The following is an 18,465-nucleotide window of genomic DNA, read 5'->3' on the forward strand; positions in this document are numbered from 1 at the left end:
TGGCATCTGAGAACGACCACGCGACGGCGGCCCGGGACTCCTCCCGGGCCGCCGCCCGTGTGTCCCCGCTCCCCGACGGCGACACCGGTGACACCGTCCGCCGCAGCGATCTGCCCGGCGGGGTGCGGCTGGTCACCGAGGCCGTGCCCGGGGTCCGCTCGGTGGCACTCGGCATCTGGATCGGGATCGGCTCGGTCGACGAGACCCCCGAGCAGGCCGGCGCCGCGCACTTCCTGGAACACCTGCTGTTCAAGGGCACCCGGCGGCGCACCGCGGCGGGCATCGCCGAGGAGATGGACGCCGTCGGCGGTGAGCTGAACGCGTTCACCGCCAAGGAGCACACCTGCTACTACGCCCACGTCCTCGACACCGACGTGGCGCTCGCGGTGGACGTGCTGGCCGACGTCGTCACCGACGCCGAGCTGGCGCACACCGACGTCGAGCTGGAACGCGGCGTCGTGCTCGAGGAGATCTCGATGCGCGACGACGACCCGGAGGACCTGCTCGGCGACCTGTTCGACGAGACCCTGTTCGGCGACCACCCGCTGGGGCGCCCGGTGATCGGCTCCGAGGAGTCGGTCCGGGCGATGAGCCGCGACACCCTGCACAGCTTCTGGCGCGGGGAGTACACGGCGCCGCGGATGGTCGTCGCCGCGGCCGGGAACCTCGACCACTCCCACGTCGCCGAGCTCGTGGCCGCCGCCCTCGGCGCGGCCGCGCGGCACCACGAGGGGGCCCGTCCGGTGCCCCCGCGCAGCGCCACCGGTGTCCGCCCGGTCCGCACCGGTGCCCTCGGGCTGCTCGACGACGAGTCCGAGCAGGCCCACGTGATGCTCGGCGTGCCCACCGCGGGCCGCGCCGGCCGCGGCCTCCCGGTGCTCGCCGTCCTCAACTCCGCCCTCGGCGGGGGGCTGTCCTCGCGGCTGTTCCAGCAGGTCCGGGAGCAGCGCGGGCTGGCCTACCAGGTCTACTCCTCGACGGTGCGCTACGCCGACGCCGGCGCGCTGTCGGTGTACGCCGGATGCGCCCCCGAACGCCTCGGCGAGGTCGTGGCCGTGGTGCGCGACGTGCTCGGCGAGGTCGCGGCCGACGGTCTGACCGAGGCGGAGGTCGTCCGTGCCCAGGGCGCCCTGCGCGGGGGACTGGTGCTGGGCTGTGAGGACACCGCGTCGCGGATGAACCGGCTCGGCCGCGCCGAGCTGGACCACGGTCGGCAGCGGTCGCTGGCCGACAGCCTCGCCCGCATCGACGCCGTCACCCCGGGCGAGGTCGCGGCGTTGGCCGCGGACCTGCTGGCCCAGCCGCTGACGGCGGCGGTCGTGGGGCCCTACGCCGATGTCGACGACCTCCCGGTCGCCCTGCGCGACCTGGCCTGACGCCACCCTTGCGGCCGCCCTCAGGGGCACACGAGGGCCTCCCAGGCGCTCCCAGGGTCACCCTCGTGGCGTCTAGGGCAACGAGGGTGACCCTGGGAGCGGGACGCGGGGTGGCCAGGACGCCGGTGCCACGACGCGGGTGCCACGACGCGGGGGAGCCCCGGACCGGGTGGTCCGGGGCTCCCCGGCGTGATGATGCCGGTGGGTCAGCTGCCGTTCTGCCAGCCGAGGGTCTCGGGCAGCGGCGGGAACGCGAACAGCGCCGAACCCCAGTTCGCAAGGCCGGGCTTGGTTGCCCAGATGCTCGGACCGGAGTAGACCGGGAGCACGCCATAGGTGGCGAGCGCCTTCTTCTCGGCCACGTTGGCGGCGGCGTACTGCTCGTCGGCGGTCGGCAGGGTGTTGACCTTGCGCAGCTCGGCGTCGAGTTCCTTGCTACCGGTCCCGGAGCGGTTCAGCTGCGAGTCCGAGCAGTACTGCTGGCAGATGTAGGCCACGCCGTACGGGTCGGTGGACTTGAACCCGAGGAAGACCATGTCGAACTCCTTGTTCGACAGGATCTTCGAGAAGTCGGTCGAGGGCACGACGCGGACCTGCATGTCGATGCCGACGTTCTTCAGCATCGCGACGAGCGCACCCGAGGTGGCCCGCTTGGTCGGGGTGTCTCCGGTCTGGACGTAGGAGAAGGTCAGCTTCTGCCCGTCCTTGGCGCGGATCCCGTCCGGACCTGCGACCCAGCCCGCCGCGTCCAGATCCCGCTTGACGGCCTCCGGGGCGAAGGTGACGGCGCTCGCGAGGTTGTCCTCGTAGCCCTTCTGATAGGGCTGCAGCGTGAGCGACCCGCTCGGGGTCTCGGTGTAGTCCAGGCCCTGGAAGGTGATCTTCGCGATCTGCTGGCGGTCGACCGAGTCGAAGATCGCCTTGCGGACCACGGGGTCCTTCAGGACCGGGGTGGTGCTGTTCAGCATCAGCAGGTAGTTCGCCGGGGTGCCGGAGATGCGGATGTCGGCGTTCGGCACGGAGCGGGCCTGGGCGAGCAAGTCCGCGGTCTCGGCCTCGGTCGCGTCGAGCTGACCGTTGCGGAACGCGTTGATCTTGGCCTGCTGCTCCATCTGCACCAGGGTGATGCGGTCGAGCTTGCCCTTCTTGCCCCACCACTTCGGGTTGCGCTCGAAGGTGATCGTGGCGTTCTGCTTGTCGTAGTTCGCCACGGTGTACGGGCCCGCTCCCCACTCGGGGTGCGGGTTGTTCAGGTAGCCCTTGTTGAAGACGTCGGGGGTGGCCGCCTTCGGGTGCACGAGGTAGTTGAACAGGCTCGGCCACCACGGGTTGGGCCCGTTGAAGGCGACGACGGCCTGCTTGTCGTCGGCACCGCGGGTCACCGAGGCGATCCGGTCGTAGCCGTCGGTCGAGCTCGGGATGAACGCGGTGTCCTTCCCGTTGTTGGCCTTCCAGGTCGACTCGAAGGCCCGCCAGTCGATCGGCGTGCCGTCGTTGAAGACGGCCTTCGGGTTGATCGTGTAGGTGACGGTGGTCTTCCCGCCGCTGTCGACCGGCTCGGCCTTCGTCACGTAGTCGGGGTTGACGATCGGGTCCCCGGTCGGGCTGAACGAGATCACCACGGGGTTGTAGAAGGTCCAGGAGAGCCGGGTGTCGGTGGTGGAGTCTCCCTGGAAGTAGTTGAACTGCGGGTTCAGGTCCGAGCGGAACGGCAGGGTGACCTGGCCGCCGTCCTTGACGTTCTCGTAGGGCTGGGCGTTGTACGACGGCGTCGTCGACAGCGACTCGGCCGTCTGCGCGGGCCCGCCGGAGCCACCTCCGCCACAGCCCGCCAGCACCAGGGCCAGCGCCGCGACGGCGGCGGTGGTCGCCCCGCGTCGGATGGGTCTGCGCATGTCTCTCCTTCGTTCGGTTCCCCGGTCGGGGTCGAGGTGGGTCAGCGGAAGTGGCAGGCGTTGCGGTGGTCGGAGTCGGCGTCGCTCGCGCCGTCCTTGACCAGGAGCTCGGGGGTCTCGCCGGCACAGCGCGAGCGCTCCTGCTCGGACAGCGTCCGGGCCAGCGGGCAGCGGCCCAGGAACGCGCAGCCCGGCGCGTCGTCGGTCGGGCTGGGCAGGTCCCCGGAGAGCACCACCCGCTGCCGGGTCCGTTCGACCTGCGGGTCCGGCACCGGGATCGCCGACAGCAGCGCCTGGGTGTAGGGATGCTGCGGGTTGCCGAACACGTCGGCGACCGCGCCGGACTCCACGATCCGGCCCAGGTACATGACCGCGACCCGGTCCGCGACGTGCCGCACCACCGACAGGTCGTGCGCGACGAACAGGTAGCTCAGCCCCAGCTCGCGCTGCAGCTCGGTGAGCAGGTTCAGCACCCCGGCCTGCACCGAGACGTCGAGGGCGGACACCGGCTCGTCGAGCACCAGCAGCGACGGCTTCGTCGCCAGCGCGCGGGCGATCCCGATGCGCTGGCGCTGCCCGCCGGAGAACGCCGCCGGGAACCGGTCGACGTGCTCCGGGTCCAGACCGACCAGCGCCATCAGCTCGTCGACCCGGGTGGCTACCCGGTCCCGGTCGGTCCAGCCGGCCGCCCGCAGCGGCTCGGTGAGGATGTCGCCGACCGTCATGTGCGGGTCGAGCGCGCCCATCGGGTCCTGGAACACGATCTGGATCTCGCGCCGCAGCGCGGCGATGTCGCTGCGGCCGCGCAGCGTGGCGACGTCGGTTCCGGCGATCTCGATCGTCCCGCTCTCCGGCGGGAGCAGGTTCATGATCTCCAGCAGCGTCGTGGTCTTGCCGCAGCCGGACTCGCCGACCAGGCCGAGGGTCTCACCGCGCCGGATGTCGAGGTCCACGTCGGCGACGGCGTGCACCGTGCCGACCCGGCGTCGCACCAGGGACCCCTTCATGAGGGGGAACGTCCTGCGCAGGTGGCTCACCGACAGCACCGCGGGGCGGCTCTCGCGGTCGCCGGTGCGGTCGTCGTCGAGGAGGAGGTCCGGAACGGCGAACACGGGCTCGCCGTCGATCGCACCGTCGACGATCTCACCGGTCCGCACGCAGGCGGCGGCGTGGTCGTCGCGACCCGGGACGGGCCGAAGCGGCGGCTCGGCGGTGCGGCAGGCATCGACGGCGACCGGGCAGCGCGGCGCGAAGGGGCAGCCCGTCGGCAGGTCGGTCGGTGCGGGCGGGCTGCCGGGCACCGGGACCAGCGGGCGCCGCTCGACGCTGTCGACGCGGGGGACCGCGCCGAGCAGACCGATCGTGTACGGCATCCGCGGCGCGGCGAACAGCTCGTCCACCGGGGCCGTCTCGACCGGGCGCCCGGCGTACATGACGAGCACGTCGTCGGCGACCCCGGCGACCACCCCCAGGTCGTGGGTGATCATGACGACGGCGGCGCCGGTCTCGTCGCGTGCCACCTTCAGCACGTCGAGGATCTGGGCCTGCACGGTGACGTCCAGGGCGGTCGTCGGCTCGTCGGCGATGATCACCGACGGGTCGTTCGCGATCGCCATCGCGATCATGACGCGCTGGCGCATGCCGCCCGAGAACTCGTGCGGGAAGGCGCGCACGCGTCGTCGGGGGTCGGGGATGCCGACCAGGTCGAGCAGCTCGACCGCACGCTCGCGGGCCTTCGCGCGGCCGATGTCGCGGTGGATCTGCATGGCCTCGACGAGCTGGTCGCCGACGGTGAAGATCGGCGTCAGCGAGGACAGCGGGTCCTGGAAGATCATCCCGATGTCGTTGCCGCGGATCCCGGACAGGTCCTCGTCGGACAGTCCGACCAGCTCGCGGCCGGCCAGGGTGATCGAGCCCGTCACCGACGCCGTCTCGGGCAGCAGGCCCATCACCGCCAGCGAGGTCACCGACTTGCCGGATCCGGACTCGCCGACGATGCCGAGCGTGCGCCCGGGCAACAGGTCGAAGTCGACGCCGCGGACGGCCGCCACCCGGCCGGCCTCGGAGGGGAACGCGACGGTCAGGTCGCGCACGGACAGCACGGGGGCGTTCATGCGCTGCCTCCGGCCCGGGAGGTCGGGTCGAGGGCGTCGCGCAGGCCGTCGCCGACGAACGCGAGCGACGCGGTCAGCAGCACCAGCAGCACCGACGGCACGATGAAGATCCACGGCGCGGTCGCCATCGACGAGCCGCCGTCGGCGAGCATCGTGCCCAGCGAGACGTCGGGGATCTGCACGCCGAACCCGATGAACGACAGCGCGGTCTCGCTCTGCACGGTGCTCGCCACGTTCAGGGTGAAGGTGACGATGAGCAGCGAGCCGATGTTCGGGATGAGGTGGCGGAAGACGATCCCCGGCCCGGACACCCCCATGAAGCGGGCGGCCGAGACGTACTCGCGTTCGCGCAGCGTCGTCGCGACGGTCCAGACCACGCGGGCGGTGGTCATCCAGCCCAGCAGGGTCAGGGCGACGATCAGGATCCGGTAGTCGCCCGACCCCCACTGGGAGGCCAGCGCCAGGATCAGGAACGACGGCACCACCATCAGGAAGTGGACGACCGTGAGCAGGACGCGCTCGCCGCGCCGGGCCCAGGTCCGCCCGCCGCCCAGGTAGGCCGCGCCCGCCCCGACCACCGCGGCGATCAGGGTGGTCAGCAGCGAGACCGTGACGGCGATGGTCAGGGAGCGCTGCAGGCCGTGCACGGCCTGGGCGTAGACGTCGTTGCCGCCGGCCGTGGTGCCCAGCGGGTGGTCCAGCGACGGCGCCGCGGTCAGCGCCGCGAAGTCGACGTCGGTGTGGTCGTAGGGGGAGAGGAACCCGCCGACCAGGGAGAACAGCACCAGCAGGCCGAAGACGACCAGGCCTGCCATCGCGGGCCGGTTGCGCCGGTAGCGACGCCACACCAGCGCGGCGCGCGCACCCCGGCGACGACGGGGTGCGCCCGGCTCCGGGGCGCCGTCGGCACCGTCGGAGACGGTGGGGGCGAGCTCGGGCATGTTCAGGCTCATGTCAGTTCACCCGCACCCTCGGGTCGAGGGCGACGACCGCGATGTCGGCGAGCATGGCGCCGACCGCCGTCGTCACCGCGCCGAACGCCGCCGTGGCGACGACGCCGTGGATGTCGTTGGTCGAGATGGTGCGGATGAAGTAGTCGCCCATGCCCTGCCAGGCGAAGGTCTTCTCGGTGATCACCGCACCGGTGAACAGCGCCGGGATCGCGAACGCCACCTGAGTCGCCACCGGGATCATCGAGCTGCGCAGCCCGTGACGCCGGATGGCCTGCCTGCGGGTCAGCCCCTTGGCCCGGGCGGTCCGCACGTAGTCGGAGTTGACCACGTCGAGCAGCATCGAGCGCTGCAGCAGGTGGTAACCCGCGTAGGAGATGATCAGCAGCGAGATCGTCGGCAGCACGAGGTGCTGGGCCCGGTCGACCAGCAGCGGCCAGAACCCGGTGACCCCGGGCGACTCGGACCCCGCGACGTAGAACAGCGTCCCGCCGACACCCTGGTTGATCGCGATGGCGACGAACACGACCGCCAGCGCCGCGACCGCCGACGGGATGTTCAGGGTGAACACCGAGGTCAGCTGGGCGGCGCGGTCACCGAGCCGGTACTGGCGCTGGGCCGAGTAGACCCCGAGCGCCACCCCGATCACGATCGACAGCAGCAGCGAGAAGAACACCAGCTGCCCGGACACCACGACACGGAACGCCACCTGCGCGTTCACCGGGTCGCCGATCGGGCTGGTGCCCCAGTCCCAGCGGGTCACGATCCCGGTGATCCAGATCCACCACCGCTCCAGGACCGGGACGTTCGAGTCCAGGTTGTACTGGCCCAGCGACCGGGCGATCTCCGCGTCGGTGCGCGGCGGTCGCAACTGCAGGTAGTTGACCCGGGGGTCGAGGAAGGAGTTCGCGAGGAAGTAGACCAGGTTGGTCGCGACGACGATCATCGCGAGCCACCCGGCGCCCCTGCGCAGGAGGTACCGGAGCACGCTGCTCTTCTCTGTTCGTCCGCGGTGCGGTGGTGACCGGCAGCGCGCGGGTGGTGGGACGACCGCAGGTGAGCGGGTGTCACTGTTTCGGGTGACTTCGAGGCTGGCACGCCAGTACCAGAAGTTGGTAGTCCCGGCTCACAGCGTTTACCCACTCGTGATGATGACACCCTCCCGTCGCCGCGGGTTCGTCCGAGGGAATCGCCGGACCTGCTGGCAGGCTGGGCGCCATGACCGCCCTCGCCGTCGTCGCCGGCCTGATGATGCTCGTCGGCCTGGCCGGGATCGTGCTGCCCGTCCTGCCCGGGCCGCTGCTGATCGTCGGCGGGGTCGCGGTCTGGGCGGTCCCGCGCGGCGATGCGGTCGGCTGGTGGGTGCTCGGCATCGCGGTGCTCGTCACCGTCGCCGGCCAGGTCGCGAAGTACCTGCTCCCCGGACGCCGGCTCAAGGCCGCCGGGGTCCCCACCCGCACCCTGTTCGCCGGGCTCGTGCTGGGCGTCGTCGGGTTCTTCGTCGTGCCCGTGGTCGGGCTGTTCCTCGGGTTCGTGCTCGGGGTCTGGCTGGCCGAGCTCGCCCGTCTGCCCGACGCCGCCACCGCCTGGCGCTCGGCACGCGAGGCGCTCGCCGCCGTGGGCTGGAGCATCCTGATCGAGCTCGCCGCGGGGCTGGTCACGGTCGCGGTGTGGATCGGCGGCCTCGTCGTAGGGTGACGCCCGTGAGCACGGACACGGTGACGATCAAGGTGGCGGTCCTCGGCGCGAAGGGCCGGATGGGCAGCGAGGTGTGCCGGGCGGTCGAGGCCGCCGAGGACACCGAGCTGGTCGCCGCGCTGGACGCGGGCGACGACCTGTCCGCCCTCGACCGCGCCGACGTCGCCGTCGACTTCACCCACCCCGGCGCCGCGATCGCCAACATCCGCGAGTGCCTGGCGCGCGGGGTCGCCCCGGTCGTCGGGACCAGCGGCTTCGACGCCGCCAAGTTCGACGAGGTCCGCGCGATCCTCGACGAGCACGGCTCGGGCAGCGTGCTCGTCGCCCCGAACTTCGGGGTCGGCGCCGTGCTGATGATGCACTTCGCGGCACAGGCCGCCCGCTTCTTCGACTCCGCCGAGGTCATCGAGCTGCACCACGCCGGCAAGGTCGACGCCCCGTCCGGCACCGCCGCGCGGACCGCGTCGGTGATCGGCGCGGCACGGCGCGAGGCCGGCCTCGGCAAGGTTCCCGACGCCACCACCGACGACCCGCACGGCGCCCGTGGCGCGGTCGTCGAGGGCATCCACGTGCACGCGGTCCGGATGCCCGGGCTGATCGCGCACCAGGAGGTCGTCCTCGGCACCGACGGCGAGGTGTTCACCCTGCGCCACGACTCGATGAACCGGACCAGCTTCATGCCGGGCGTGCTGCTCGCGGTGCGTGCCGTGCGCGAGCGCCCGGGGCTGACGATCGGGCTGGAGCCGCTGCTCGGGCTCGGCTGAGTCCTCAGTCGACCAGGTGCAGGTCCAGCGTCCCGGCGTGGCGGACCTCGCGCAGCGTCGAGGAGCCGGTGTCCAGCGTGCGCACCGCGCCGTCGGGCGCCCAACCGGCGCGGCTGTAGAAGTTCCGTGAGGCGGTGTCGGCCTCGGGCACCCAGGTGCGCCCGGTGTCCGAGCCGGACTCCCGCAGCGCGGCCGCCACGGCGGCGAGCAGCCGCCCGCCGTGCCCGCGCCTGCCCCAGCGCGGCTCCACCAGCAGCGTGCTGACCTCGGCGATCGCCAGACCGTCGGCCCCGGCGTAGCGGGCGGCGGCGGCGAACCCGACGGTCTCGTCCCCCTCGACGGCGACGAACAGGTGGTAGCCGTCGCCGGCGTGCACGGCGTCGCTCCAGTGCGAGCGCGCGGCGTCCGAGGTGAGTCCCGCGAACGCCTCCTCGGGCAGCAGCCCGGCGTAGGCGGTGCGCCAGGTGCGGTCCTGGATCGCCATGATCGCGCCCACGTCGTCGTCGGTGGCGGGGCGGACGGTCGCGGTGGCCATGGGTCATGCCTACCGTGCGACCCCGCGGGCCACGTCACCGCCCGGGTCCACAGCGGGTCCACAGGGCGGTGCGATCCGGGGCCCATGTCCGGTTCCTACCGTCGTTCTCGTTCCGCACGACAGTCCCGCACGACGACGCACCGGAGGACCCGCCATGCCGCGCTACCAGGGCCGTGCCCTGCCCCGCCCCGACGACGAGGTCGTCGACCAGGGTCTCGGGTTCGACCTCGGCACCCTGCTCGGCAGGCGCCGCATGCTGGCCGTGCTCGGCGTCGGCGCCGTCACCGCCGGGCTCGCGGCCTGCGGCACCGCGGCCCCGTCGGCGACGACCGCGACCTCGACCGGCGAGATCCCGGACGAGACGGCGGGCCCGTACCCCGGCGACGGCTCCAACGGCGCGAACGTGCTCACCGAGTCCGGGGTGGTGCGCAGCGACATCCGGTCGAGCTTCGGCAGCGGCTCGGCGACCGCGGCCGGGGTACCGATGACCCTGGAGCTCACGATCACCGACATGGCCGCCGCCGGCATGGCCGGTGCCGCGGTCTACGTCTGGCACTGCGACCGGGAAGGCCGGTACTCCCTGTACTCCGAGGGGCTGGAGGCCGAGAACTACCTGCGGGGGGTCCAGGTCGCCGGCAGCGACGGGGCGGTGCGCTTCACCAGCATCGTCCCGGCCTGCTACGACGGCCGCTGGCCGCACATCCATTTCGAGGTGTACCCCGCGCAGGCCGACATCACCGACGCCGGCAACGCGGTCGCCACCTCCCAGGTGGCCCTCCCGCAGGACGTGTGCGCCGCCGTCTACGCCACCGCCGGCTACGAGCAGTCGGTCACGAACCTGGCGAAGGTCTCGCTCGCCTCCGACACCGTCTTCGGCGACGACGGCGGGGCCCTGCAGCTCGCCACGGTCACCGGCGACCCGACCACGGGCTACACGGTCGCGCTGACCGCAGCCGTCGACGTCACCACCCAGCCGGACGCGGGAGCCGCCCCGGGCGGTGGTCGGCCGGGTGCCGGTGGCCCCCCGCCCGGCAGCTGGCCGGCCGGAGGTCACCCGACGCCGTGCCGGATCCTGTCGGTGCCCCGTGGCAGCATCCCGGCCGTGCGCACGATCTCCGCCGACGTCGCCCGTCGGACCTTCCTCGCGGCCCAGGGCTTCACCGATCCACGGCCGTCCGGGCCGGTCACCCGTCGCCACCTCGGCCGGGTGCTGGACCGGGTGAAGCTGCTCCAGCTCGACTCGGTCAACATCGCGGTGCGCGCGCACTACATGCCGCTGTTCAGCAGGCTCGGTGCCTATCCCACCGCCCTCCTCGACGACGCGGCCTGGTCACCGAGCGCGCGGCGACCGCGCCTGCTGGCGGAGACCTGGGCGCACGAGGCGAGTCTGGTCCCGGTCCAGGACATGCCGCTGCTCTCCCACGAGGCGCTGCCGCGGCGCTGGTGGAAGCACTACGGCCCGCTGTTGGAGAAGCACCCGTCCCTGGCGGGGGACATCCTCGACGTGGTGGCGGAGTCCGGGCCGCTGGGCGCCGGTGCGATCGAGAAGGCGCTCGCCCCGCACGGGCGGGCCGGTGAGGTGCGCCCGCGCCCGCCGGGAGCGACCTGGTGGGAGCGGTCGGAGGTCAAGCGGGTCTGCGAGTACCTGTTCGCCGTCGGCGAGCTGGCGGTCGGCACGCGTGTGCACTTCGAGCGCCGCTACGACCTGCCCTCGCGGGTGCTGCCGCCGGAGATCCTCGCGCTGCCCGCCCCCGACCCGGCCGACGCGGCGCGTGAGCTCGTCGCGCGGTCCGCCTCCGCACTGGGGGTCGGTACCGAGACCGACCTGCGCGACTACTACCGGCTCGGCCCGGAACGCACCCGCACCGCGATCGCCGAGCTGGTCGACGCGGGTGCCCTGGAGCCGGTGAGCGTGCGCGGCTGGGACCGGCCCGCCTACCGCGACCCGGCCGCCCGGGTGCCGCGCACGGTGACCGGGCGGGCGCTGCTGTGTCCGTTCGACCCGCTGGTCTGGGAGCGGGGCCGGACCGAGCGGATCTTCGGATTCCGCTACCGCATCGAGATCTACGTGCCGGAGCCGAAGCGGGAGTACGGCTACTACGTCTTCCCGTTCCTGCTCGACGGCGAGCTCGTCGGCCGCGTCGACCTCAAGGCCGACCGGGCGGCCGGCGTGCTGCGGGTGCCCGGGGCGTTCGCCGAGCCCGGGGCCACCGCACCGCGCCCGCGGATCGCCGCCGAGCTGGCCGGTGAGCTCGCGACGATGGCGGGCTGGCTCGGGCTCGACGGCGTCGCCGTGGGGGAGCGGGGCGACCTGGCCGCGGAGCTGCGTGCCGAGGTCGCCGCCCGCTGACGGCTCAGGCGGGGTCGAGACGGAACACCGCGATCGCGTCCAGGTGCTCGGCGACCTGCTCCTCGGTGGCGTCGGCCGGCACCGGGAACGCCGCCAGGGTCCACGGCACATCGAGCGCCCGCAGGTAGCCGACGACGGCCGCCGCGGCCTCGGCGCGGTCGGGCTCCACCGCCCGGTGCGGCTCGTCGCCCGCGGCGGAGCGGATCGCGCACTCCGGCGTCGCCCGCAGGTTGCGCACCCAGTCCCGCCCACCGGTGGGGGAGACCAGGTAGGTGGCACCGTCGTGCCCGACGACGCCGATCGGGGTGTCGCGCGGCTCCTCGCTGCGCCGCCCGCGGGTGCGCAGCACACGCAGTGCATAGCCGCCGTCCGGGACGGGGGCCGGAGGCATCTGCAGGACCCGGGCGGTCATGGAGGCGTTCGTCGCGGCGATCTCGGTGCGGTCCACGACGCCGATCCTACGCCGGTATCTCGCTCGCCGATCATCTCGACGAGCGAGATACCTGGTGTGGGTCAGACCGCCACGGAGGCGCGGGTCACCAGGACGTCACCGCTGCCGGTGCGCCCGGACAGCCGCACCGCCGGCGCCGTCGGCGGGGTGTCGTGGCGGACGTCGAGCTCGGAGCGGGCACGGCCCGACCCGGTCGACAGGTCCAGCTCGGCGGCGACACCGGAGTGCACCCCGACCCGGACCGACCCCGACCCGGTGCCGAGGCGGACGTCACCGGACACCGCATCGGCGACGACCACGTCCCCCGACCCCGAGCGCACCTCCAGGTCCGCCGTGAGCTCGCCGACACGGATGTCGCCGCTGCCGGTCCGGATGCGCGACGCGCCGCCGAGCGATCCGGCCTCGACCCCGCCGGAGCCGGCACGCAGGTGGGCCCGGCCGGAGCACGTGCCCAGGTCGATCGACCCCGCACCGGTGGTGACGTCGGCGTCGCCGTGCACCTCGGCGAGCCGGGCCGCACCGGACCCGGTCCGCACCGCGGCCCAGGACGCGCGGCCGGTCAGCTCGACCGAAGCCGCGCCGGTCCGTACCGCGGGCCGCGACCCGGCGGGCGCGGAGATGGTCACCACCAGCGGCACTGCGCCGAGGGCGGCGTCGTCCGGACCGCGCACCACCAGGCGTCGCGTCGCCGCCGACCACTCGACGGTGACGGCGTCGACGGCGTCGGCCGAGGGATCTCCGGTGGCCTCCCAGGGGGCACCGACGATCGGGTCGAACCCGCGCCCGGACCAGCCCGCCCCGGCCTGGGGGACGCCGGCGCGGCCGGTCATCGAGCTGCCGATCCAGTCCAGCAGCCCACCGAGGCCGCCGGACCAGGGTGCGGCGCTGCGGTCGGCGGTGATCTCCGCGCGCACCTCGTCGGCGCCGTCGACCAGGTCGATCCGGACCCGGCCTGCGCCGGTCGTCACCTCGATCTCGGCGGCACCGGCGCAGTCGAACCGCTCGGCGCGGGAGGGTGTGCCGGTGCCGGCGTCCCCGGTGCCCGCACCGCCGGGGGCCGTGTCGCCGGTCGACGAGTGACCGGTCGGCGGGTGGCCGGCGTCGCCGTTGCTCGCACCGGTGCCGTCGGTGTGGGCGCCGCCGCCGTGCGTGGCGTCACCGCCGGCGTCGTCCGGCCCGACGGGGCCGGTCTGCTCGTCGCTCATCCCTGCACCCATCCCTTCAGGCTGCGCCCGTCGCGGTGCGGTCGGCCGGTGCGCCCCTCCGCGCCGGCCAGTGCCCCTTGCACGGCCTGGGACACCCAGGTGTTGAGCGAGACGCCCTGCGACTGGGCGGCCCGCTCGGCCTGGGCCTTGATCTGCTCGACGATGCGCAGGGTGACCCGGCTGATGTCACCGGCGTCGCCGGAGAACGGCGATCCGCCGGTCGCCGGGCCGCCGGAGGAGGTCGGACCACCGGAGGCGGCGGTGCCGCCGAACGGGGACGTCCCCTCGCCCGCCGGAGCGGGGTCCGGGGTGGGTGCGTGTCCGGGCTCCGGGTCGCCGCCGGACACCGACACGCGCACCTCCCGGCCGTGCAGGCGGACCTCGACAGAACGGTCGCCGAGCGCGGCGGTCGCCTCCGAGGCCAGGTCCGACAGTGCGTTCATGATCGCGAGCCGGGCTGCGGGCTCGATCGCGGAGCCGAGCAGTGCCGCGGTGCGGCGGGTCTGCTCGTCGCCCGCGGCCGCCGCGGCGGCGAGGTCGTCGCGCAGCTGCGCGACGTACGGCGTGAGGTCCATGACACCACTATGGCGTCACTGATGACATCACGCCACCGGTTCGTGGCGTCGGCCGCGACGTCGCAGCGTACCGGGGGTGCCGTGGCCGCCACCGTGGGTGCGGGCGCGGGGCCCGGCGGGTGCCGGGCACACCGGTCGTTACCCTCGCGGCATGCCGGAGACCGCGCCGAAGACCGTCCCGCTGACCGTGCAGCTCGTCGCGAAGACCGAGTTCACCCCGCCCGCGGACGTCCCGTGGTCCACCGACGCCGACGGCGGCCAGGCGCTGGCCGAGTTCGCCGGTCGCGCGTGCTACCAGTCGTGGGGCAAGCCGAACCCGCGCACCGCGACCAACGCCGGCTACATCGCCCACATCCTCGAGGTCGGGCACCTCTCGGTCCTCGAGCACGGCTCGGTCAGCTTCTACCTGACCGGCATCTCGCGCTCGCTGACCCACGAGCTGATCCGGCACCGGCACTTCTCCTACTCCCAGCTCTCCCAGCGCTACGTCCCCGAGCGGGACGCCGCGATGGTCGAGCCGGACGTCATCGCCCAGGACCCGGAGCTGCACGAGCTGTTCCTGCAGGCCTCGGCCGACGCGCTCGCCTCCTACGAGAAGCTCCTCGAGGGGCTCGAGGCGCGCTTCGCCGACGTGCCGAACGGGACGCTGCGGCGCAAGCAGGCCCGTCAGGCCGCGCGGTCGGTGCTGCCGAACGCGACCGAGACCAAGATCGTCGTGACCGGGAACTACCGGGCGTGGCGGCACTTCATCGCGATGCGCGCCTCCGAGGCCGCCGACGTCGAGATCCGCAAGCTCGCCGTCGAGTGCCTGCGCCAGCTGCAGGCCGAGGTCCCGAACGTGTTCGCGGACTTCCAGATCCAGACCCTCGCCGACGGGACCGAGATCGCCTCCAGCCCGCTGGTCGCGGAAGGCTGAGCGAGGCTTGCCGAGCGAGCATCGGCGCCGAGCGAGAGCTCAGGCGAGGACGGCGTGCACCCGTCGTCGCAGGTCCGGCAGGTCCCGCACGACGAACCCGCGTCCCTCCTTCTCCAGCAGGCCCTCGGCGACCAGTCGGGACAGCTCCCGGCTGGTCGTGACCCGGGTGAGTCCCACGAGCAGCCCCAGCTCGTCGACGGCGGGGCGGATCGACAGCCGGGCCACCTCGTCGAGCGCGATCTCGCCGTAGGCCTCCACGAGGTGGCCGAGGAGCAGGATGATCCGCTCGCGGGCGGGCAGCCCCTCGATGAGCACGTGCAGCTGCATGACCCGCTGCTTGTAGGCGATCCGACGGGTGATCTCGAGCAGGAGCTCCGGCTCGTCGCGGGCGGCGGTCAGCAGCGCGTCGCGGGTCACCGAGACGATCTCCGACGGCAGGGTGCAGACCGAGGCGAGGTGGCGGGGCCGTCCGTCGACGCAGGCCGCCTCGCCGAGGGTGGCGCCGGGCTCGGCGTAGGCCAGCGAGCGTTCCGAGCCGTCGGGTCGGTGCAGGTAGATCCGCACCCGCCCGGAGACGACGAGATGGAACCGCGACGACAGCTGGCCCTGGGTGTAGACGTGCTCGCCACGGGCGTACTGGCGGGGGCTGCCCAGCTCCGCGATCCGGGCGGTGACCGAGGTCCACGGTGCGGTCAGGAACGGTGAGACCGGGTGGTCGTCGGGATCGGGTGCGGGCAGCGCCCGCACGGTGCCGTCCGGCCTCCGCGCCGCGCTGCTCATGGTCCCGCCTCCCGGCCGTCGCCGATGGTTCGTCCGGACGGTAGTGGGCCGGGGCGCCTGCGGGTAGGCGGACGGCCCGGACGCCGAGGGGTGCGTCCGGGCCGTCGGGTCCGGGGGTGCCGACCGGCGGCCGCCGGCACCGGGTGGGTGCGGGGCGGCCCGCCCGGACGGGCCGCCCCGGTGGCCGGTCAGGCGGCCGCGAGCTGTGCGTCCTGCTCGGCGAGGGAGTCCGCGTCGGTCTGCGGCAGGGCCAGCGTGCAGAGCAGGCTGAGCAGCGAGACCGCCGAGAGCAGCAGGCCGATGCCGAGGCTGCCCAGCGTCGACGCGGCGAGTGCCGCGGCGAAGAGCGGGACCACGCCGCCGCCGAACACACCGGCGAGGTTGTAGGCGATCCCGGCGCCGGTGTAGCGGAAGCGGGTCGGGAACAGCTCCGGCAGCTGGGCGCCGATCGGCCCGTAGGCGATGCCGACGACGCCGAGCACCAGCGACAGGCCCAGCCCGAACGACCACACCGTCCCGATGTCGATGATCGGGAACGCGACCAGCCCGGCGGCGACCGAGGCGATGTTGCCGCCGACGACCATCTTCCGTCGCCCGACCCGGTCGGACAGGATCGCCGAGGCGATCGTCGTCAGGGCGAAGACGATGCCGCCGACGATGCCCATGGCCAGCACCGACGGGCGCGGCAGCTGCAGCTGCTGGGTGCCGTAGCTGGTCAGGTAGGTGACGCCGATGTAGAAGAAGGCGAACACCGCGGTGGTCGAGCCGGCCCCGAGGAGCACCGCGGCCGGCCGGGTGGTGAACACCTCGGTGATCGGGAGCTTCGTCGACACCGGGCCGCTGTTGCGGAAGCCCGCCGTCTCCTCCAGCGCGAGCCGCACGTAGAGCCCCACCGCGACGAGCAGCACCGAGCCGATGAACGGGATGCGCCAGCCCCAGGCCAGGAACGCCTCGTTGCTCATGGTCAGCGCGGTGACCAGGAAGGTCGCCGACGCCAGCGCGAAGGCCACCGACGGGCCGAGCTGCGGGAACAGCGCGTACTTCCCGCGGGCCTTGGTCGGCGCGTTCTCCGCGGTGAGCAGGGTCGCCCCGGCCCACTCGCCGCCGACGGCGAGGCCCTGCAGGATGCGCAGCACCACGAGCAGGATTGGCGCCAGGACGCCGATCGTGCCGGTGGTGGGCAGCAGGCCGATCGCGAGCGTCGAGAAGCCCATCAGCAGCAGCGTGGTGACCAGCGTGCCCTTGCGGCCGAGGCGGTCGCCGAAGTGGCCGAACAGCACCGACCCGAACGGCCGCGCGACGAAGGCGACACCGAACGTGGCCAGCGCGAGTGCGGTACCGGCCGCCGCCCCGAGCTCGGGGAAGAAGACCTTGTTGAACACCAGGGTGATCGCCGGTTATGATGGTTCTATGGTCACAGCGATCTACTGCCGGGCGTCCAGCGCAAAACAGCAGGTCAGAGAAGATGGCGTCAAAGGTTCTATAGACCAACAGCTGGCCCTGTGCTTTGAGAGAGCCGAGGCGCTCGGCATCTCTGACGAGGTGCTGGTGCTCGCCGAAGTCAAGAGCGCCACCAAGAAGGACAAGAAGACCGGGCGCGTCCACCGAGCCAAGTTCGACGAACTGTGCGCAGGCATCACCTCCGGCGCCATCACCCACGTCATCGCGTACGACTCTGACCGGATCATGCGCGACCCACACGACGGTGAAACCTTCATCGACGCCTGCGACGGTCGCAACGTCCACATCGATACGTTGCAGTCCGGCAAATACAAGATCGCGACACCCGACGACCGGCTCATGACCCGCATGGTCGTAGCCATGAACGCCCGCGAGATTGAAAAACTTAGAGAACGCACCAAACGGGGCCTCGCAGCCCGCGCAGACGCAGGGCTACCCCACGGCGGCCCACGCAGCTTCGGATTCCAAGCTGGGAACATCCACCACGACGCCGTCGAAGCCGACGCAATCCGGAGCGCGACTCGACAGGTCCTCGCGGGTAGCTCACTGAGATCGATAGCGATCGAGTGGAACAAGGCCGGTCTCAGAACCGCTGGAGCCGCGCCCAGGAGCTGGACGCCGGGCACCCTTAGGGGGGTGCTGCTGAACCCCCGCAATGCAGGGCTCATGACCCGCGACGGCTCAATTAGCGCAGTCAAGCCTCAATGGGAGCCAATCATCACTTACGAGGACTGGAGCTCCATGCACGCGATCCTTAACGAGCCCAGCCGAAAAACCAACGTGGGCGCACCGCCCCGATGGCTTCTAAGTAATATTGCGCACTGCGCGTGTGGGGGTCGACTCAGAGTCAAAGGTTCCGGCTGCAACAGGTCCAAAACAACTTGCCCTCGGTATGAGTGCAGCCGATACACCCACGAATACCCGGCAGACGGTCACAGGGCCCCGGGCCCCCATTCAAGCACGCGAGCAGAAGCTCTCGACGAGTTCGTCTCCGGCAAGCTTGTTCGGGCGTACCACGAAGCAGGCGTGGGTTTTCCGCAACCTCGGGCTGTGTTCAACGCGGAGTCGCTCACCGAGCGCCGCGCAGAAATCCAGAACAAGCGTGAAGAGCTTAAGAGTCTTTGGAGGACTAGCGTCATCACGGCCGATGAACTCACAGTAGAACTGGCGATGCTCGACCGCCGCCTGGAACAGGAACCCGCGACCATGATCCATGAGACTCCCGAACGGAACGCGACACTCGATGAACTCTTCACGGAGTGGTCCGAACTCCCGCTCGATCAGCGGCGACAAATCGTCAAGGACTCCGCGTCTGTGAAGGTACTCGCAACAGGTCGCGGCCGACGAGTAGCCCTGAAGGACCGAGTCATCCTTGAGATTCAGATCCCACAGTGA

General features: G+C 72.4%; 16 protein-coding genes and 1 pseudogene. 7 read left to right on the top strand and 10 right to left on the bottom strand.

Annotated elements, in window-relative coordinates:
* Positions 1 to 59 precede the first annotated feature (59 nt).
* Positions 60 to 1,376 (top strand): pitrilysin family protein, encoded by a 1,317-nt coding sequence (locus tag KPL59_RS10695; protein ID WP_226351658.1) that lies wholly within the window; start codon positions 60 to 62, stop codon positions 1,374 to 1,376.
* A gap of 206 nt (positions 1,377 to 1,582) precedes the next feature.
* Here KPL59_RS10695 and KPL59_RS10700 read toward each other — a convergent pair whose 3' ends face one another.
* From KPL59_RS10700 to KPL59_RS10715, 4 genes are read right to left on the bottom strand one after another with little or no spacing between them, the layout of a single operon-like run.
* Positions 1,583 to 3,271 carry an ABC transporter family substrate-binding protein gene (locus KPL59_RS10700; RefSeq protein WP_226360720.1) on the bottom strand — a complete coding sequence of 563 codons (1,689 nt, stop codon included), beginning with the start codon at positions 3,269 to 3,271 and terminating at the stop codon, positions 1,583 to 1,585.
* A 41-nt stretch (positions 3,272 to 3,312) separates the two neighbouring features.
* Positions 3,313 to 5,385 (bottom strand): ABC transporter ATP-binding protein, encoded by a 2,073-nt coding sequence (locus KPL59_RS10705; protein ID WP_226360721.1) that lies wholly within the window; start codon positions 5,383 to 5,385, stop codon positions 3,313 to 3,315.
* Complete coding sequence (locus KPL59_RS10710) at positions 5,382 to 6,338, bottom strand: ABC transporter permease (RefSeq protein WP_226360722.1); 957 nt, start codon at positions 6,336 to 6,338, stop codon at positions 5,382 to 5,384. The genes KPL59_RS10705 and KPL59_RS10710 overlap by 4 nt, the downstream gene beginning before the upstream one ends.
* 1 nt (position 6,339) lies before the next feature.
* Entirely contained in the window at positions 6,340 to 7,323 is a 984-nt protein-coding gene (locus KPL59_RS10715) for an ABC transporter permease (protein WP_226360723.1), read from the bottom strand.
* 230 nt (positions 7,324 to 7,553) lie between these two features.
* Between KPL59_RS10715 and KPL59_RS10720 the strand changes: the two genes are divergently transcribed.
* Both KPL59_RS10720 and dapB read left to right on the top strand, forming a co-directional pair.
* Complete coding sequence (locus KPL59_RS10720; protein ID WP_226351604.1) at positions 7,554 to 8,033, top strand: DUF456 domain-containing protein; 480 nt, start codon at positions 7,554 to 7,556, stop codon at positions 8,031 to 8,033.
* A gap of 5 nt (positions 8,034 to 8,038) precedes the next feature.
* Positions 8,039 to 8,797 (top strand): 4-hydroxy-tetrahydrodipicolinate reductase, encoded by a 759-nt coding sequence (dapB, locus tag KPL59_RS10725; RefSeq protein WP_226351605.1) that lies wholly within the window; start codon positions 8,039 to 8,041, stop codon positions 8,795 to 8,797.
* 4 nt (positions 8,798 to 8,801) lie between these two features.
* Here dapB and KPL59_RS10730 read toward each other — a convergent pair whose 3' ends face one another.
* The gene (locus KPL59_RS10730; RefSeq protein WP_020627869.1) at positions 8,802 to 9,332 is read right to left on the bottom strand and encodes a GNAT family N-acetyltransferase; all 531 of its coding nucleotides are present in this window, start codon (positions 9,330 to 9,332) and stop codon (positions 8,802 to 8,804) included.
* Between the two features lie 253 nt (positions 9,333 to 9,585).
* On the opposite strand from KPL59_RS10730, the pseudogene KPL59_RS10735 reads away from it, so the two are divergent.
* Both KPL59_RS10735 and KPL59_RS10740 read left to right on the top strand, forming a co-directional pair.
* Positions 9,586 to 10,005: pseudogene (locus tag KPL59_RS10735) on the top strand (3,4-dioxygenase subunit beta); the annotation flags it as partial.
* A gap of 429 nt (positions 10,006 to 10,434) precedes the next feature.
* The gene (locus tag KPL59_RS10740) at positions 10,435 to 11,682 is read left to right on the top strand and encodes a winged helix-turn-helix domain-containing protein (RefSeq protein WP_226351607.1); all 1,248 of its coding nucleotides are present in this window, start codon (positions 10,435 to 10,437) and stop codon (positions 11,680 to 11,682) included.
* A gap of 4 nt (positions 11,683 to 11,686) precedes the next feature.
* Here the strand turns inward: KPL59_RS10740 and KPL59_RS10745 are convergent, their stop codons facing one another.
* The 3 genes from KPL59_RS10745 to KPL59_RS10755 form a co-directional block, all read right to left on the bottom strand.
* The gene (locus KPL59_RS10745) at positions 11,687 to 12,130 is read right to left on the bottom strand and encodes a nitroreductase family deazaflavin-dependent oxidoreductase (protein ID WP_226360724.1); all 444 of its coding nucleotides are present in this window, start codon (positions 12,128 to 12,130) and stop codon (positions 11,687 to 11,689) included.
* Between the two features lie 65 nt (positions 12,131 to 12,195).
* The gene (locus KPL59_RS10750; protein ID WP_226360725.1) at positions 12,196 to 13,338 is read right to left on the bottom strand and encodes a DUF4097 family beta strand repeat-containing protein; all 1,143 of its coding nucleotides are present in this window, start codon (positions 13,336 to 13,338) and stop codon (positions 12,196 to 12,198) included.
* Positions 13,335 to 13,913, bottom strand: a complete 579-nt coding sequence (locus tag KPL59_RS10755; protein ID WP_226351609.1) for a toxin-antitoxin system HicB family antitoxin — start codon at positions 13,911 to 13,913, stop codon at positions 13,335 to 13,337. The genes KPL59_RS10750 and KPL59_RS10755 overlap by 4 nt, the downstream gene beginning before the upstream one ends.
* Positions 13,914 to 14,064: 151 nt before the next feature.
* On the opposite strand from KPL59_RS10755, the gene thyX reads away from it, so the two are divergent.
* On the top strand, positions 14,065 to 14,829 hold the full coding sequence (gene thyX / locus KPL59_RS10760) for an FAD-dependent thymidylate synthase (protein ID WP_020627863.1): 765 nt from the start codon (positions 14,065 to 14,067) through the stop codon (positions 14,827 to 14,829).
* A 39-nt stretch (positions 14,830 to 14,868) separates the two neighbouring features.
* Here thyX and KPL59_RS10765 read toward each other — a convergent pair whose 3' ends face one another.
* Together KPL59_RS10765 and KPL59_RS10770 are read right to left on the bottom strand one after the other, a co-directional pair.
* Complete coding sequence (locus KPL59_RS10765) at positions 14,869 to 15,609, bottom strand: Crp/Fnr family transcriptional regulator (RefSeq protein ID WP_226360726.1); 741 nt, start codon at positions 15,607 to 15,609, stop codon at positions 14,869 to 14,871.
* 188 nt (positions 15,610 to 15,797) lie between these two features.
* Positions 15,798 to 16,991 (bottom strand): MFS transporter, encoded by a 1,194-nt coding sequence (locus KPL59_RS10770; protein ID WP_226360727.1) that lies wholly within the window; start codon positions 16,989 to 16,991, stop codon positions 15,798 to 15,800.
* 28 nt (positions 16,992 to 17,019) lie between these two features.
* On the opposite strand from KPL59_RS10770, the gene KPL59_RS10775 reads away from it, so the two are divergent.
* Complete coding sequence (locus KPL59_RS10775; protein WP_226360728.1) at positions 17,020 to 18,465, top strand: recombinase family protein; 1,446 nt, start codon at positions 17,020 to 17,022, stop codon at positions 18,463 to 18,465.

The sequence above is a fragment of the Pseudonocardia sp. ICBG1142 genome (genome assembly GCF_020496255.1).
Lineage (GTDB): Bacteria > Actinomycetota > Actinomycetes > Mycobacteriales > Pseudonocardiaceae > Pseudonocardia.